Origin of the sequence: Muricoccus nepalensis (assembly GCF_006438825.1) — a bacterium.
Classification (GTDB): Bacteria; Pseudomonadota; Alphaproteobacteria; order Acetobacterales; family Acetobacteraceae; genus Roseomonas; species Roseomonas nepalensis.
Genome location: NZ_RCZP01000072.1, coordinates 1 through 13,572 on the forward strand (window position 1 = coordinate 1; position 13,572 = coordinate 13,572).

General features: G+C 64.0%; 12 protein-coding genes. 7 read left to right on the top strand and 5 right to left on the bottom strand.

Translation table 11 applies throughout. The annotated features are described in order from the left end of the window. The 3 genes from EAH89_RS29260 to EAH89_RS29270 form a co-directional block, all read left to right on the top strand. The coding region (locus EAH89_RS29260) for a site-specific integrase (protein ID WP_140887388.1) at positions 1-344 on the top strand (344 nt) is incomplete at its 5' end. Between the two features lie 295 nt (positions 345-639). Then, positions 640-858: an antitoxin MazE family protein gene (locus EAH89_RS29265; protein ID WP_140887391.1), complete on the top strand. Its 219-nt coding sequence runs from the start codon at positions 640-642 to the stop codon at positions 856-858. Continuing rightward, entirely contained in the window at positions 855-1,178 is a 324-nt protein-coding gene (locus EAH89_RS29270) for a type II toxin-antitoxin system PemK/MazF family toxin (protein WP_140887394.1), read from the top strand. Before EAH89_RS29265 ends, EAH89_RS29270 begins: the two co-directional genes overlap by 4 nt. 665 nt (positions 1,179-1,843) lie before the next feature. On the opposite strand, the gene EAH89_RS33665 is transcribed toward EAH89_RS29270, so the two are convergent. The 4 genes from EAH89_RS33665 to traA all read right to left on the bottom strand — a co-directional run bounded on the left by EAH89_RS33665 (position 1,844) and on the right by traA (position 8,181). Continuing rightward, positions 1,844-2,584 (bottom strand): helix-turn-helix domain-containing protein, encoded by a 741-nt coding sequence (locus EAH89_RS33665; RefSeq protein WP_140887397.1) that lies wholly within the window; start codon positions 2,582-2,584, stop codon positions 1,844-1,846. Between the two features lie 608 nt (positions 2,585-3,192). Beyond that, on the bottom strand, positions 3,193-3,462 hold the full coding sequence (locus EAH89_RS29280; RefSeq protein ID WP_140887399.1) for a hypothetical protein: 270 nt from the start codon (positions 3,460-3,462) through the stop codon (positions 3,193-3,195). Positions 3,463-3,520: 58 nt separating this feature from the next. After that, positions 3,521-5,167 carry a type IV secretion system DNA-binding domain-containing protein gene (locus EAH89_RS29285; RefSeq protein WP_408906336.1) on the bottom strand — a complete coding sequence of 549 codons (1,647 nt, stop codon included), beginning with the start codon at positions 5,165-5,167 and terminating at the stop codon, positions 3,521-3,523. 425 nt (positions 5,168-5,592) lie between these two features. Next, the gene (gene traA, locus EAH89_RS29290) at positions 5,593-8,181 is read right to left on the bottom strand and encodes a Ti-type conjugative transfer relaxase TraA (protein ID WP_140887404.1); all 2,589 of its coding nucleotides are present in this window, start codon (positions 8,179-8,181) and stop codon (positions 5,593-5,595) included. 187 nt (positions 8,182-8,368) lie between these two features. Here traA and EAH89_RS29295 point away from each other — a divergent pair, with 187 nt between their 5' ends. From EAH89_RS29295 to EAH89_RS29305, 3 genes are all read left to right on the top strand, one after another. Beyond that, the gene (locus tag EAH89_RS29295; RefSeq protein WP_140887406.1) at positions 8,369-8,704 is read left to right on the top strand and encodes a conjugal transfer protein TraD; all 336 of its coding nucleotides are present in this window, start codon (positions 8,369-8,371) and stop codon (positions 8,702-8,704) included. Positions 8,705-8,732: 28 nt separating this feature from the next. Continuing rightward, positions 8,733-8,957, top strand: a complete 225-nt coding sequence (locus EAH89_RS29300) for a conjugal transfer protein TraD (protein WP_206667723.1) — start codon at positions 8,733-8,735, stop codon at positions 8,955-8,957. A gap of 67 nt (positions 8,958-9,024) precedes the next feature. Then, positions 9,025-9,834, top strand: a complete 810-nt coding sequence (locus EAH89_RS29305) for a hypothetical protein (protein WP_140887412.1) — start codon at positions 9,025-9,027, stop codon at positions 9,832-9,834. A gap of 486 nt (positions 9,835-10,320) precedes the next feature. Here EAH89_RS29305 and EAH89_RS29310 read toward each other — a convergent pair whose 3' ends face one another. Further along, positions 10,321-12,837 (bottom strand): NACHT domain-containing protein, encoded by a 2,517-nt coding sequence (locus EAH89_RS29310; protein WP_140887415.1) that lies wholly within the window; start codon positions 12,835-12,837, stop codon positions 10,321-10,323. A 208-nt stretch (positions 12,838-13,045) separates the two neighbouring features. Here EAH89_RS29310 and EAH89_RS29315 point away from each other — a divergent pair. Further along, positions 13,046-13,572 (top strand): tyrosine-type recombinase/integrase (locus tag EAH89_RS29315; RefSeq protein ID WP_140887418.1); only part of this gene is annotated, 527 nt, incomplete at its 3' end.

Here is a 13,572-nt window from a genome sequence, read left to right on the forward strand (position 1 = left end):
ACCGCGCCGTGCCGGTGCCGCCCGAGTTGCTCGACACCCTCGACCTGGTGCACGGCGTGCGCGAGGCCCAGCGCCGTGGCCGCGGCGAGGCCCTGCTCTGGCCCTGGAGCCGCATGACGGCCTTCCGGCGCGTGCGGGAGGTGATGCTGGCCGCCGGCATCCCCGAGGGGCCGCACGCCTGCCCCAAGGGGCTGCGGCACGGCTTCGGGGTGCAGGCGGTGTCACGCGGCATCGCGCTGAACATGGTGCAGAAGTGGCTCGGCCACGCCCAGCTCACCACCACCGCTATCTACGCCAACGCTGTCGGCGAGGAAGAACAGAGTATCGCCGCCAGGATGTGGTGACGGCGCTACCTAGACCTACTTACCCTTGCCCTTACCTTTTGCGACCTGCGACAGCGCTGACCCGGCAGCCGTCTTCGACTTTTTCGACGTGCGATCATCACGCATGACGCTCGACGCGGCCTTGGCAGCCTTCGGACCCGTAGTCTTGCTCTTAGGCATGGTGCGCTCCCCAAACGGAACACTTTGAGAACGTGTTTCGGCCGGAGAGGTTGCTGAGACGGTACCTGTCTAACTCTCGACTACGTTGACAACACAGGTAAGCTTCGTGACATGTAACGCTGAGTGGGAGTGTCAGATGCCTGCAACGATGAGGGAGCGTGTCCAGAAGCGGCGAGACGCCCTGCGTGCTGCCGGGCTACGTCCCCTGCAAATTTGGGTGCCGGATACCCGGCGCCCTGGCTTTGCTGAGGAGTGCCGCCGGCAGGGGATGGTGGTGGCCGCAGCTGACGCGGCCGACGAGGATCTGATGGGCTTCCTCGACGCCGCCCTGGGTAATCTGGACGAAGAGGAGTGAGGCGCGGCGACCTCGTGACGGTCGCTGCCCCTGGCGACTTCGGGAAGCCTCGCCCGGCCTTGGTCATCCAGTCCGACCGCTTCGATACCGTCGGCACGGTCACCGTACTGCTGCTGTCGAGTACCCTGCTCGATGCCCCGTTGATCCGCCTGACGGTGCAGCCCTCGGCCAGCAATGGCCTACGCAAGCCGTCTCAGATCATGGTGGACAAGGCTATGTCGGTGCCTCGGGGGAAAGTCGGGGAGCCCTTTGGCCGCCTGGACGACGAGACGCTACTGGCAGTCAGTCGCTCTCTCGCCCTCTTCCTCGGCTTTGCGTGACCTGGCTCGGCCAGGATTTATCCCTGGTCAGGGGCCGCGTTTCAGGAGAGCTCGCAGACTGCGCGCGAGTGGCCCCCCAGCGCTCCAAGTCGCCAACTCCGCTCGCAGCCTTGCCGCCTCGGCTTCGGCCCGCTCCCGACCCGCTCTCTCCGCGTCGCGGGCACCTTCAGCCCGCCCTACCCTCTCGCGTGCCTCTGCTTCTGCCGAGCGCGCCTGATCTCCCAGCTCTTGCTCCCGCTTCAGGGCCTCCCGCAGCGTCTTAGCCTCTGCCTCTAGGGCGCTGACCACGCTGCTTTCGTCCACTGGACGGGCAGGTGGACGGACAGTGGACAGTCCACTGCCCGTCCAGGTGGACGCGGGCAGCTTCGAAGCCTCGATATCGGCTGGACTCAGCCACACGCGCCACAGGCCGTCCTCGTTGCTGCGGAACCCCCGCAACGTCTTCCTGACGATCCGTTTTCGGAGGGCAGCCACGGAGAGCCCGGTCAGCTCCGCCGCCTCCGTCAGCACGTACGATTTTGCTTCGTCCACTTCCCGTCCAATACCCGTCCACTATCCGAGTACACTGGACATACAGTGGACAGGACGTCCACATGCCTGCCCGTGTCCGCTCTCGTTGGTAAGCCGATGTGGCTCCTGAGTCGGTCTATTGCTTCCGACGGCGCTCACCCGGCTTCTCTGGCCGCTATAGCTTGGCCAAGTCGTGCTAGCGCCGTCTCCAATGCGTTCTTGGTCTCGCCAGCGCTTCCACCCCTATGGATGGTAGGGCGCGACGCTGCCGCCTCGCCCCCCTCCCAAAGCTTCTTTCTTTTCTCGAATCTGGTTTCCCACCGGCATTCGGACTCGCAACTCGAAGGAGCCATCTCCTGAGATTTCGGGAGACTTCCTGGCGGTGTCAGGCGGTAGGCGTTCGTGACCTGGGCATAGGCACTCTCACGCCGGCCGCCCCGGTGTCGCATCGGGACCACGACGGCCCGCCTAGTCCAGGCAATGAACCCGGCCACCATCAATCGCTCCAAGGCCAGAACCGCCGTTGAGCGCGCGACTCCGGCGGCTCTGGCTATGGTGTCCAGCGATGGATCGCACCGCCCGGTCCTATGGTCGTGGTAGCGCATCAGCGCCCGCAGCACGGCCAGTCCCGTCCGCTTCAACCGGCCGCCATGACCACCCCGACGGTGCGTCGCCCGGTCCCACGCCTCGGCCGAGAACAACAGTCGAGCCCGGGCATTCCGGTCCATCGGCCGGAAGTGTCCCGAGCGCGGTCGCTCCGATCCGCCGCGCACCCCGCCGCGGCCGCCCGGGCTGCCGCCCTCCAGGGCGCGCCGCTCGCGTCGATTCCTGGCTTCCGGACCTCTCTGGCCCGCCGGGGCCGCTTCCTTCGCTCCATCATCTACTGATGCAGACATGCCTTCCCCTTCGGGGGCCGCGCGACGCGCGATCCCGCCCGGAAGGGTGGAGAAGCCAAGGACACCTCCAGACGCGAGACAAAGCTTTCCCGTGGCAAGTCAGGGCTTGCTTTTTGCTCGCCGGTCGGGGAATCTCTGGGTGTGAAGTGTCCAGAGTTTTTCCCCGACCGTTGTCGGTAGTGTGTCGTTGGCCCGTCCCCTCGTGGGGCGGGCCTTCGTCGTTCTGGGCCCTAACTCGTCGTTCGAATCCTTCGTGACCGCCCCTGCGGCCGTGGTGCCCCGGATACCCGGCGCCTGCACACGCTGCCGTAATCGGCGGGCTTCCGCAACGCAAACGCCACCTTTCAGCAACCCTCACGCGCGCTCCCTCATCGATACCGGATTGTCCGTACGGACGGAAGCCGTCATATGTCCATACGGACACTCTGGGGGTCGGGATGCAGGAGCTAGACGAGCGTCTGACGCTGGAATGGGCCACGCTGGCCCACTGTCACTACTGGCAAGACACCTGCCGTGCCGCCTTTGCTGAGGCAGGAGAGCGAGCCGGAATCGGGGAAGCGCTGGAGCCACCGCCAGTGAGCATCCCGGTCAGCACGCTCTGGCAGCTGCTAGCCCCCGCCGAGCTCGCGATTCTCATCCGTGAAGGCGGCCATCTGTCGGGCTGCCCACTCCCGCCGTAGCTGCGCCGCGAATGCCTTGAGCCGGTCCATGTCCTCGAAGGGCACGGCGACGAGGATTCGGGTGAGGCCCTTTTCCCTTTGCCGCTGGTCGTGAAGCCGGCGGCGGTCCGTAGCGGCGGTCGTCTTGCCGGCCTTGGTGTCCTTGGGGGTGGCCTTGGCAGCCCGAGCGGATTTGGCGGGCTTCGGGGGCTTGGTCACTTCAACTCCACCAGGGATGGCCGCCGATCCCGAAGAATCGGCGGCCGGGATGCTAGGCTTATTCCGCCGCTGGGCGGTGTGTCGCCCCGTTGTCCCAGCGGTCCAAGCCCTGATCCTTACCCTGTACCTGCGAAGGGTTCACGCCCCGGAGAGGCGCCTGGCTTCCCCCGGCCGTGGGAGGGAGCACGGGCGAGGGGTCGGACGGCACCGCGGACAGCGGCGGGAAGGACCGGGGCACCCAAGGCGCCACCCGCTCGGGCCAGTCGAGGTACTGGTAGGTGACCAGCAACCAGTTCCGGCTACCGGCCACCCACAGGTAGCCCGTGAGGTCCGGCAGCTGCGTGATCTCCGCCGGCAGCACCATCCGCTCGTCCGTGCGGTGCTCGCGCCTGGTGGTGCTGCGGCCGTTGGAGGACACGGTTTCCGTACTCTCCTGACGGCTCACCGTGCGGTCGCCGATCACCTCGCTGGCGAACTTCGCCGTGCCGCCCCCCTCGCTGATGTGGCAGCGCAGGAACAGCTTGGTATTGCAGTTCTCGACGATCGTATTGGCCTCGGCATCGTAGAGCTTGCGTAGCTGGGCAATGGACTGGAAGCCCAGGAACACGCACCCGCCCTTCTTCCGCAGCCGCACCAGCGCATCCTTCAAGTCCTCGATGCGCCCGATCCCGTCCAGCTCGTCCACGTTGAACCACAGCCGCCGCGTGCGGGAATCGGGCAGCGACAGCGCCTCGTTGAGCGCCAGCCGCATCCAGCACGACGCCAAGCGCCGCATGGCTGCCGTCTGGTCGGCCCGGTAGGGGATCCACAGGCTGCCCGTGCCCTCCCGGATGAAACGACGCACCGAGAAGGGCTCGCCGTCCCCGCTGGCCGCCAAGCCGAGGGCCCGCAGGTTCTCCGAGATCACCCCGAGCGTGCTGGCCGTCAGCCTCTCCGCACCCTCCTCGAAGTAGCGGTGCGCGGCCGTCCCCTCGCACAGCAGCGCCAGCTTGGCCGGCTTGGCGGTCGCCAAGGTCCGGAAGAAGGCATCCGAGCTGCCGAGCTGGTTCTGGTGCCACGTCTCCAGGCAAGCCGCGAAGATGTCGCGCCCGTAGCCCATCCACTCGGCGCTGCCGCCCAGGGTCGTCAGGGCGCAGTCCGCGAGGTGCTTGAAGTCCGAGGGCTGCTCGATCTCGCTGAGGATGCACCACCGGGCACCGCGAGCGTCGAACGGGTTCAGGATCACGTCGCCGGGCAGGTACAGCCGGCTCATGGCGCTGCCGTCCGCGTCCACCGCGACCACCCGGTCGCCCCGGTGCAGAGCCGTCGTCAGCAACTCCATGTTGGCGACGCTCTTCCCGGCGCCCGTGGTGCCGGCGCACATGATGTGCCCGGTTTCCGCCGCCGCCGGCAGCACCACGGCGGCCAGCGCCGTTTGCCCCTTCCGCGACGCCTCTTTGAGCGCCTGCCGGCTGTCGCCGTCGTGCATCACCACCTTCACGCCGCGCACGACGTTGGTCGTGTCCACGTTCGGCGCCACGATCAGGGTAGCCACGAAGGCCAGCAGCAGCGCCAAGCCGGCCGGCGCCAGGACGTGCCAGTGAACGTCCGGCAGTGCCAGCAGGTACGCCGCGGCAAGGCCAAGTCCCCCGCCCACGGCCCAGGCGGCGGGCGCCAGCCAGAGGTTCCGCAGGCTGGCGCGGCTCATCGCCATGACGCCCCCCATCACCAGGGCACCCGGAAGCGTCGCCAGCAGCAGCCTCGATTGATAGTTCTGCTCGAAGAGTTCGAACCACCGCCCCCGTAGTGCGGGCGTCACTCCTCCGAGTGGGTTGAAGGTGGGGAAGGCGATACCCCAGAGGTCCGCAGGTGCATGAGGCCAGACCAATGCCTCAAGTCCCACAATCCATGCTCCATAGATCGCCGCCGCTCCTATGAGGAAGGCTAGCGCGACGACGCCGGGCTGTGTGTCTGAACGCACATTCATAGTGTCACTTCGCTCCGACAGGACGCTCGGCCCTTTGCCGGCGTCGTGCCGCCCGGGAAGGAAGCGGAATTCCGCGCGAACGGGAAACAGCCCCCAAGCAGCTTGCGAACTTTTTTTCTGCGGTCAGCGCTCCCTATGAAAATCGGTGCGAACGGCGCTCCCGGTCAGGCGATGCCGTGGCCCCGCTCCATGTCCCGGTGCGGCTTGTCGGGCGTGTCGTGGTCCTGCTCCAACGCCTCGCGCAGCTGCTCCCGCGATGACCGCTGCCCGCCGCCGCCCGCGAACGCCTCGCGCAGCTGGGCGCCCCGGTCGTTGCCGGCCGGCGCCGCTGGCTCCTGGCCGAATGCCTGGTGCAGCTGTTCCCGCCGGCTGGTCGGCTGGGCCTCGTCCAGGTTCCGCTCCATCACAGGACCTCCCTTTTCCTTTGCCACCGTCAGCCCGCGCGCGACCCGCTCCCACACGTCGGCAAGCCGTTCCCGCCCACGCTCGATCAGGGCCAGCGCGTTCTCCACCCACGGCCGGCTCGTCTCGATGCCGCGCCGCTCCGCGAAGTCCAGCGTGCTCTCCTTCGGCCGTGCCCGCCCTAGCCGCGCCGCCAGGGCGTCGCCGCTGCGGAAGTCGTCGCGGCCGGCGAACAGCATCGCCCCGTCCCGGTGCCGGCTCATCGCCACGTAGGCCAGGTGCCGGTTCATCCCGCCGGACGCCAGCACGTAAGCCCGTTCCACCGTCGCGCCCTGGCTCTTGTGCAGCGTGACCGCGTAGCCGTGGTCCACCTGAGCGTAGCGGGCTTGGTCCACCGCCACCCGCCGGCCGTCGTCCAGTCGCACCGCCAGCCGCCCCGCCTCGGCCCGCTCCACCGTGGCCAGGGTGCCGTTCTTCACGCCCAGCTCGCGGCTGTTCGCCAGGAACACCAGCCGGTCGCCGGTCGCGAAGCTCCGCGCGCCGCGCTCGGCCCGGAAGTCGGCCGCCTCGCCCAGCTCGCCCGCCCGCTGCCGCTCGGCCCGCGCCAGGGCGTTGAGGTCATGCACGTCCTTATTGGTGTGCGCCATAATGAGCCGATCATGGCCGAGGCGCCGATCGGCGTGCCAAGCCTCCACCAGCGCTGCCTTCGCCCGCGCGCGGTCCTCGCTGAACCGCACCCGGTCGCGCTCCGCGTAGGCCGCCAGGGCTTCCCGGGTCTCCCCGCGCCAGAACTGCTCCGTCGCTTCCCGCGCCCACGCCTCGCGCTGCCTGCGGACTTCGGTGATGCCCGCCACCCCGATCCGCTCGGTGATGGCCCGGAACGCCGCCCCCGCCTCGATGGGCTGTAGCTGCTCGGCATCGCCCACCAGCACCACCTTGGCCCCGGCCTGCCGCGCCGCCTCCAGCACCCGCCCCAGCTGCCGGCTCCCCACCATGCCGGCCTCGTCCACCACCAGCACGTCGCGCGAGGTCAGGAGATCCCGCCTTCGCTGCCAGCCGTACTCCAGGGCGTGCAGCGTGCGGCTCTCGATGCCAGCCGACGCCTGCAGCCCGTCCGCCGCCTTGCCGGCCAGCGCCGCCCCGCGCACCCGGTAGCCCTGCGCTTCCCAGGCTTCCCGGGCCGCCGTCAGTGCCGCCGACTTACCGGCCCCGGCCACCCCCGCCACAGCCGCGATCTGCCCCGGCGCCAGTACGTGCGCCACGGCCGCGCCCTGCTCGGCCGACAGGTAGGCGTGCCGCGCCCGCGCCCCCTCGGCGTGCCGGGCCGCGACCTGGTGCGTGCGTCCCCGCGCCAACTCGCCCGCCGTCTCGGCCATCCGGGCCTCGGCCGCGATCATCGCCCGCGTCGAGAACAGCGCCGGCCCCTCGGCCGACAGCCGCACCAGCTCGGGCGACGCTTCGAGGCGTGCCAGCAAGGACCGGAACTGCTCGGCGTCATCGATGTAGCGGTGCAGCTCGCGCGCGATCTCGCGCCGGCCGAACACCGCTTCCGTGCGCGACACCGCGTCCAGCACCAGCTCCGGCCGCGCCTCAATGCGCCGCGCGTTCTCGGCCCGCGTCGCCGCGTGGTCGGCCACCCGCTCGGCCTCCACGCCGCGCCGGTCCATGCCCACGGCGTGCACGCCGACGTGCTTCGTGGGCTCCAGCTCCACCCCGCGCGCCGCGTAGCTCCGGGGGTCGGCGGTCAGGTCCAGGCCGTGCCGCGCCGCTAGCTCGTTGAGCCGTTCCGCCAGGGCTTCCCGCAGGGCGTAGATGCCGTCATCGCCCACCAGCAGCCCGCGCTTTCGCTGGTCGGTGTTGGACAACTCCAGGGCCGCTTTCCCCCGGAAGCCCTCTACCCCGACCTCGCGCGTCGTCATCATCAAGTGGGCGTGGTGGTTCCGCTGGTCGCCTTCCTTGTCGGGGAGGTGGATCGCCCAATCCACCGCCACGCCGTAGCGGTTGGCGATCTCGCCAGCCCAGGCCGCCACCAGCTCCCGCCGCTGCTCCGCCGTCATCGCGTCCGGCAGGGCCAGCTCCACCTTACGGGAGGTCCGGGCGTCCTTGCGCTTCTCGGCCTGCTCAGCGGCGTTCCATAGCTGCTCGCGCGTCCAGTCCGGTCCGCCAGCCTCTGGCATCGCCAAGCCGCTCTCCACCACCCCGAAGCGCCGGGTGTAGTCGTGCAGCTGCTGCGTCTTCTCGTCGTAGAGCTTGCCGCCCGACCGGTAGGCAGCGGCGGCCACGGCACTTTGCCCCGCCTTGCGGCTGGTATGACGGCTCGCGTCCATCCGAAATTGCGACCACGCCACCATCGTCTGCCCCAGCGCACCGGCACCGTTCGAGACCACCCTAACCGCTGAGTTGCCGAAGGCAACTCGTTAGTGCGCTCTTCACCTTCGCTACGCTTCGGGAAGTGATGCGCGGCACGCCCTAGCTTTGAACGTGGCGTGTGGGCCGTTAGGCTACAGCCGGACGCGCTACGATTGGGGCAGGGACCACATGGCACGCAAGCCGCGAGACTACGACGCCGAACTGTTGGCGCTGGGCGAGAAGGCCAAGCAGCTCCGCGCCCAGAAGATCACCAAGCTGGGCGAACTGGTGCAGCGCACCGGTGCCGATACGCTACCAGCCGACGTACTGGCCGGCGCTCTGCTCGAAGCTGTCGAACGTCATAAGGCGCAACCGGACAGCGCCGCGAGGTTGACCGAACGCGGCGCCGCCTTCTTTCGACGCGACAAGGGCAACCGGGGAGGCGTCGGCGGGAGCGGCGATGCTGTGGCGGGAACTCCTGCGCCTGACGCAGCAGGACCGGCGGTTGAGCGCGCTGCGGAGTAGGGTCCAGGCCGCACGCGCACGTGCCGATATGAGCGAGGCTACGGAGGACCGGCGCGCCCGCACGCGCCACCTAATCGAACTGGGCGGCTTGGTGCAGAAGGCCGGGCTGGTGGACCTGGCCCGCGACGACCGCGCCACGCTACTCGGCGCCTTCCTCGAACTCGCGGACAGGTTTCGCGAGGACCGGACGACCGGGGAGGAGGTCGCGGTGTGGCGCCGGCGCGGCCTCCGGACCTTCGACGAGGAAGCCTGAATCAAGGTCGGCGCCGTTCGCGCCACCTGCTGGCATCCCTTGGTGCGTGTCCAACCGAGGGAACCACATGCCTCCCTGTCTCACCCACCACCGCCCGCCGCCCTGGGCCTTCTTGCTCGCGGCGCTGCCGATCGGCGCCGCCCATGCCCAGGTCCCGCTCCGTCAGGACGGCCCGCCCGAACAGGTCATCCCCTACGTGCTCGAGCGCGGCCTGGAGAATTTCGTCATCACCCCGGGGCCGGCCATCCCGGCACCGCAGCAGCCCGACCGGAGCGAAGCACCTGCCCAGCAGCCCACCGAGGGCGAGGCCGCGCTCGCACTGATGCTCGGGCAGTCCTGGGGTGCCCTGGCGTCGCAGAACGCCGAAGCCTTGGGCGTGAGCCCGGCCGCCCTCGCTGCAACCTGCGCGATCGAGAGCGGGTGCCGGCCGCTGGGCCTCAGCGCCGGCGGCCGTATCGGCGGCGCCTACCAGATGCTCGATACCACCTATGCCAGCAGCATGGCCGAAGCCCTGCGGGCCAATCCGAACCTCGCTGTCCACGCGGTACCCGGCGCGGCCGGCAACCTCGACCCGGCCACTCAGTCCATCGCCGCCTCACAGTACCTACGCACCGCTGCCCTCTCCATGCAGCGGGCTGGCATCGACAACCCGACCGTCCTCGACACCCGGGGCTACTACAACTTCGGCCCTCGTTACGGCGCCCAGCTGGCCCTCTCTGACGACGGCGAGCTGATGACCGACGTCCTGCGCGGGGCCTCGTCCAGCGTCCTCACCGGCAACCGCATCGGCTCCGACCTGACGGTCGGCGCTTGGCGCTCCCGCGTCACTCGGGAGGTCGGCAGCGCGGCCGGCGTTCCCGTCCTGCTCGGCTCCTAGGAGACACCATGAACTGCTCTCACGGCCTCGCCCTGGCCCTCCTGCTCTCGACGCTCCCGCCTGTCCTGGCGCCGCTTACCGCGACTGCTCAGGGCACCCGGGCAACCGGTGTGCTGGAGGGCTTCGGGTGCATGTCCCTCAAGGATCTTCCCACCGGCACCGGCCCCGATCCGGCCCCTGTGCCTGTCTTCGCTTCTCCAGAGCCCGGCGCCGCCGTGCTGGGCGATGCTACCTTGACCATCCTTGTCCCCACGCCGCTGCGGATTGAGCAAGGCCGGGTATGGATGCTGCGAGCCAATGGACAGCGCGGGTGGGTCGATCAAAACCAATTAACTACTTGGCGCAGCCCTCGTAATCCGAATACTCAGTGCATACCAGTCCAGTTTGAAAACGGCCGATATGGGACTATGACACGCACAAATTAGTTAATGCGTACGGCCGGGCTCCGCGTCCGCGGTCCCGGCCTTGAGTAAGGATGCTTGCGAACTATCCATTCTCTCTGAAAAATTGAGCAATCGAACTACTCATTGCCCTTCTGCCAATCATATCGTTTAAAACATCACGCCCGTCTCCAACCAAAGCAACCAGTTTGTTTTTATCTAATGCGACAAGTCCATTAGATTTTAGTAACTCAACAAACGCCCTCGCAAAATCAGGATTTTGTCTTGCCTCTCCCCTTTGCGTCAATCCTAAATACTGATTGTTGCGGTTACTGACTAGACGTTCCGCTATTTTCTCTGCAATTGGGAAATACCGGTGATACTGATACACATAGATGCTGTCGACCGCTGAAGTTTTTGCACCCATATGCGTCAGATACCCCAAAGCATCTTTTCCAGTTACTACTCTGCTCGATTTTCCATCTACCACCAAAAAGGATGAGCCCTCCTCTAAGTCATAAAACTCCGCGTTTCTTACAATGGTGTTCGAAAAATCACATTCATAAATTAGCGAGTTCGAAAACTTTGCCCCAGTAAGATCGGAATCTCTGAAAGAGCAGCTATCCATAACTGAAGACACAAAGTTAGAGTTACATACGATCATTTCCGAAAAGTTTACCCCAGCTAAATCACTTTCCTCAGCATTTATGAGAGATGTAGGGACGTTAGAAAAAGATATACCTTCAAGCTTCACCCCATCAATCGAAATACCTGTTGCAGTTTCTTCAAGGATTCTCAGGAGTAACGTAGCATTCTCCTCTTCAAAGAAGCCGTGCCACAAAAGAGAGAGATACTTTCCGACCACTGGCTTTTGACGTCTGTTTGACCAAATACTCTGCAAAGCGATAGCAGTCTTTTCGAATTCCTGTTTCGGCATCGAAGCAGCAAAAACTCGCATTGCATCCGATATTGGCGTCACGGAATTTTCGAACGTGTTGTGATAGATAGATTCCACATAAGCTTCAACACTCAGAAACTCCCTGAGAGAGTTATGAGAAAAGACCCAGACAGATCCATTATTACCAGTTGATCGACTAAGCGTAGAAGAGCTACGCAAATCTTCAAAAATTTGCTGCCTTCTATGCGCTCTTTCATCTAGCGGCAAGCGCCTCAACTCACTTCTAAAATCTTTTTCTATTATGCTATGAAATACTTGTTCATCCGCAACTACTTTATCTTTGTGAGAGAGTTGAATAGCTAGTTTCCGAAGGATACTGCGACGCTTTATAGGATCAATTTCAGCTCGCTGCTGATCTCTCAGCATCAAGCGATCAACAATCATTTTGTAAACACTCCACTCGGTCAGTACATCATCAAGCCCCTCTTTGTTCAAACGCAAGTCATCCACCAATTCCAGCAGGTAGGAAATAATTACAGGCTTTCCTGAAAGAGATGTACGCTCACCAGAGAGTTCATCTCTAAATATCCGACGCAGCATACTCAAAATAAGTAACTTACCTTCATCGTCTCCCTGAAGTTTTCTTGAGACTAAGGCTTCCGTTTGCGCAGGACTTAAATCCTTTAACGCACGCTCGAACCTGTTTAGAACATGTCTTTCTAGAAGAGAATCCACAGCAAGTTCTTTTTCTATATACTCTTTGTCAGACTTACCCATATATATTTTGTTCTTCTTCAGATTCTCGTACAGAGCCTCAAAAACAGTAAATTCTTCCTTTTCTGTAAAATAATTCGGCCTGCTTGTAATAATACCTTTTGCCCCGTATGTTGATAGCTCTGCAAGTGCGGTGAGACATGCGCGACGTTCACGAGGGTTTAAAAACTGGGCCATTTCATCATAGCCATCCAAAAGAAGAATAATTCTCCCTCTGCGCATCAATGCAAAAACAAAATCAACAGGAATATGTGTTAGCCCATTATTATCAAGGAAATGGTGCATCAATGCTCTCGCGTCAAACTGGCGCGTGAAAGATCGAAGCTCCACCCTTAGTGGTATAGGAGTTGAAGGATCTTCCCTATAGAGAGACAACCAACGATACTGTAGAACGCGCGTCAGCGACGTTTTACCCGTTCCATACTCACCTAAAATCAGTAGCCAATTTTTTGACTTTTCGTCATTCACCCTCCACTCATTCAACCAAGCGGTAGCAATACTCTTGCCTTGCGCGTCTTCTAAATAGGGCTCCTCATAAACATCAACAAAGTTTCTATTGTCTACATTGTCTATGGTGTGAGAAATATAAGTAGAGAACTTTTCGAACTGCGCAAATAATTCATCGTATGTTAGTGTTATTATTCTTGACGCTTTGGCCCTTTCGCGAACATCAGGAGTAAACCCAGTAGAAGATACAGACATACATACGCACTGCGGATCAATCTGCTGAAGCATGTGGAATTTGGTTAGGTCTTTTCCATATTTATTGTTATTCACATATTCTACTGTAGCTTCGATATATATTGTTGGCGTAAATGGATTAGATAAAGATTTTACTACTAGATCAACTTCCGCTCCATTTATTTTCTCGCTTAGCCTCACTTCATTATCATTGAGGCGAAAAAGCTCAGCTATAGCTGTCGGAAGAGTTGTAGGTGTGAATTCTGGCACTATTTCCCGCCTTCTTGGCTTCAAGATAATGCTGCCAACACCAACGACCACAATCAAGTAGACACTATTGCTAATTCTGTATCAGCAGTGCCCGGCCTTCGCCCCACGCGGCGGCCACAGCGGCGCCGATCCACGCTCCGCCGTGGTCCAGGCGCCGCGCGGCTGATACAGAACTAGTGTGAACGGTCCCAACCAGCCTCGCCCGGGCATGCAGCTGTTCGACGCCCAGGGCCGCCGCCTCTACCTGGCCGAAGACGAGCGCCGTGCCTTCCTACGCGCCGCCTCCCTCGCCCCGCGCGAGGTCCGCACCTTCTGCGCCGTGCTGCACGCCACCGGCTGCCGCGTGTCCGAGGCCCTGGCCCTGCCCGCCGCCCGCGTCGACCTCGCCGGCCGCGTGCTGGTGTTCGAGACCCTGAAGAAACGCCGTGGTGGCGTCTACCGCGCCGTGCCGGTGCCGCCCGAGTTGCTCGACACCCTCGACCTGGTGCACGGCGTGCGCGAGGCCCAGCGCCGTGGCCGCGGCGAGGCCCTGCTCTGGCCCTGGAGCCGCATGACGGCCTTCCGGCGCGTGCGGGAGGTGATGCTGGCCGCCGGCATCCCCGAGGGGCCGCACGCCTGCCCCAAGGGGCTGCGGCACGGCTTCGGGGTGCAGGCGGTGTCACGCGGCATCGCGCTGAACATGGTGCAGAAGTGGCTCGGCCACGCCCAGCTCACCACCACCGCTATCTACGCCAA

What these genes read in the sequence shown, in the direction of transcription:
- EAH89_RS29265 (WP_140887391.1), top strand. Translation starts at nt 640, where the DNA reads ATGCCTGCAACGATGAGGGAGCGTGTCCAGAAGCGGCGAGACGCCCTG.
- EAH89_RS33665 (WP_140887397.1), bottom strand. Translation starts at nt 2,584, where the DNA reads ATGTCTGCATCAGTAGATGATGGAGCGAAGGAAGCGGCCCCGGCGGGC.
- EAH89_RS29300 (WP_206667723.1), top strand. Translation starts at nt 8,733, where the DNA reads ATGAGCGAGGCTACGGAGGACCGGCGCGCCCGCACGCGCCACCTAATC.
- EAH89_RS29285 (WP_408906336.1), bottom strand. Translation starts at nt 5,167, where the DNA reads ATGGGGGGCGTCATGGCGATGAGCCGCGCCAGCCTGCGGAACCTCTGG.
- traA (WP_140887404.1), bottom strand. Translation starts at nt 8,181, where the DNA reads ATGGTGGCGTGGTCGCAATTTCGGATGGACGCGAGCCGTCATACCAGC.
- EAH89_RS29305 (WP_140887412.1), top strand. Translation starts at nt 9,025, where the DNA reads ATGCCTCCCTGTCTCACCCACCACCGCCCGCCGCCCTGGGCCTTCTTG.
- EAH89_RS29295 (WP_140887406.1), top strand. Translation starts at nt 8,369, where the DNA reads ATGGCACGCAAGCCGCGAGACTACGACGCCGAACTGTTGGCGCTGGGC.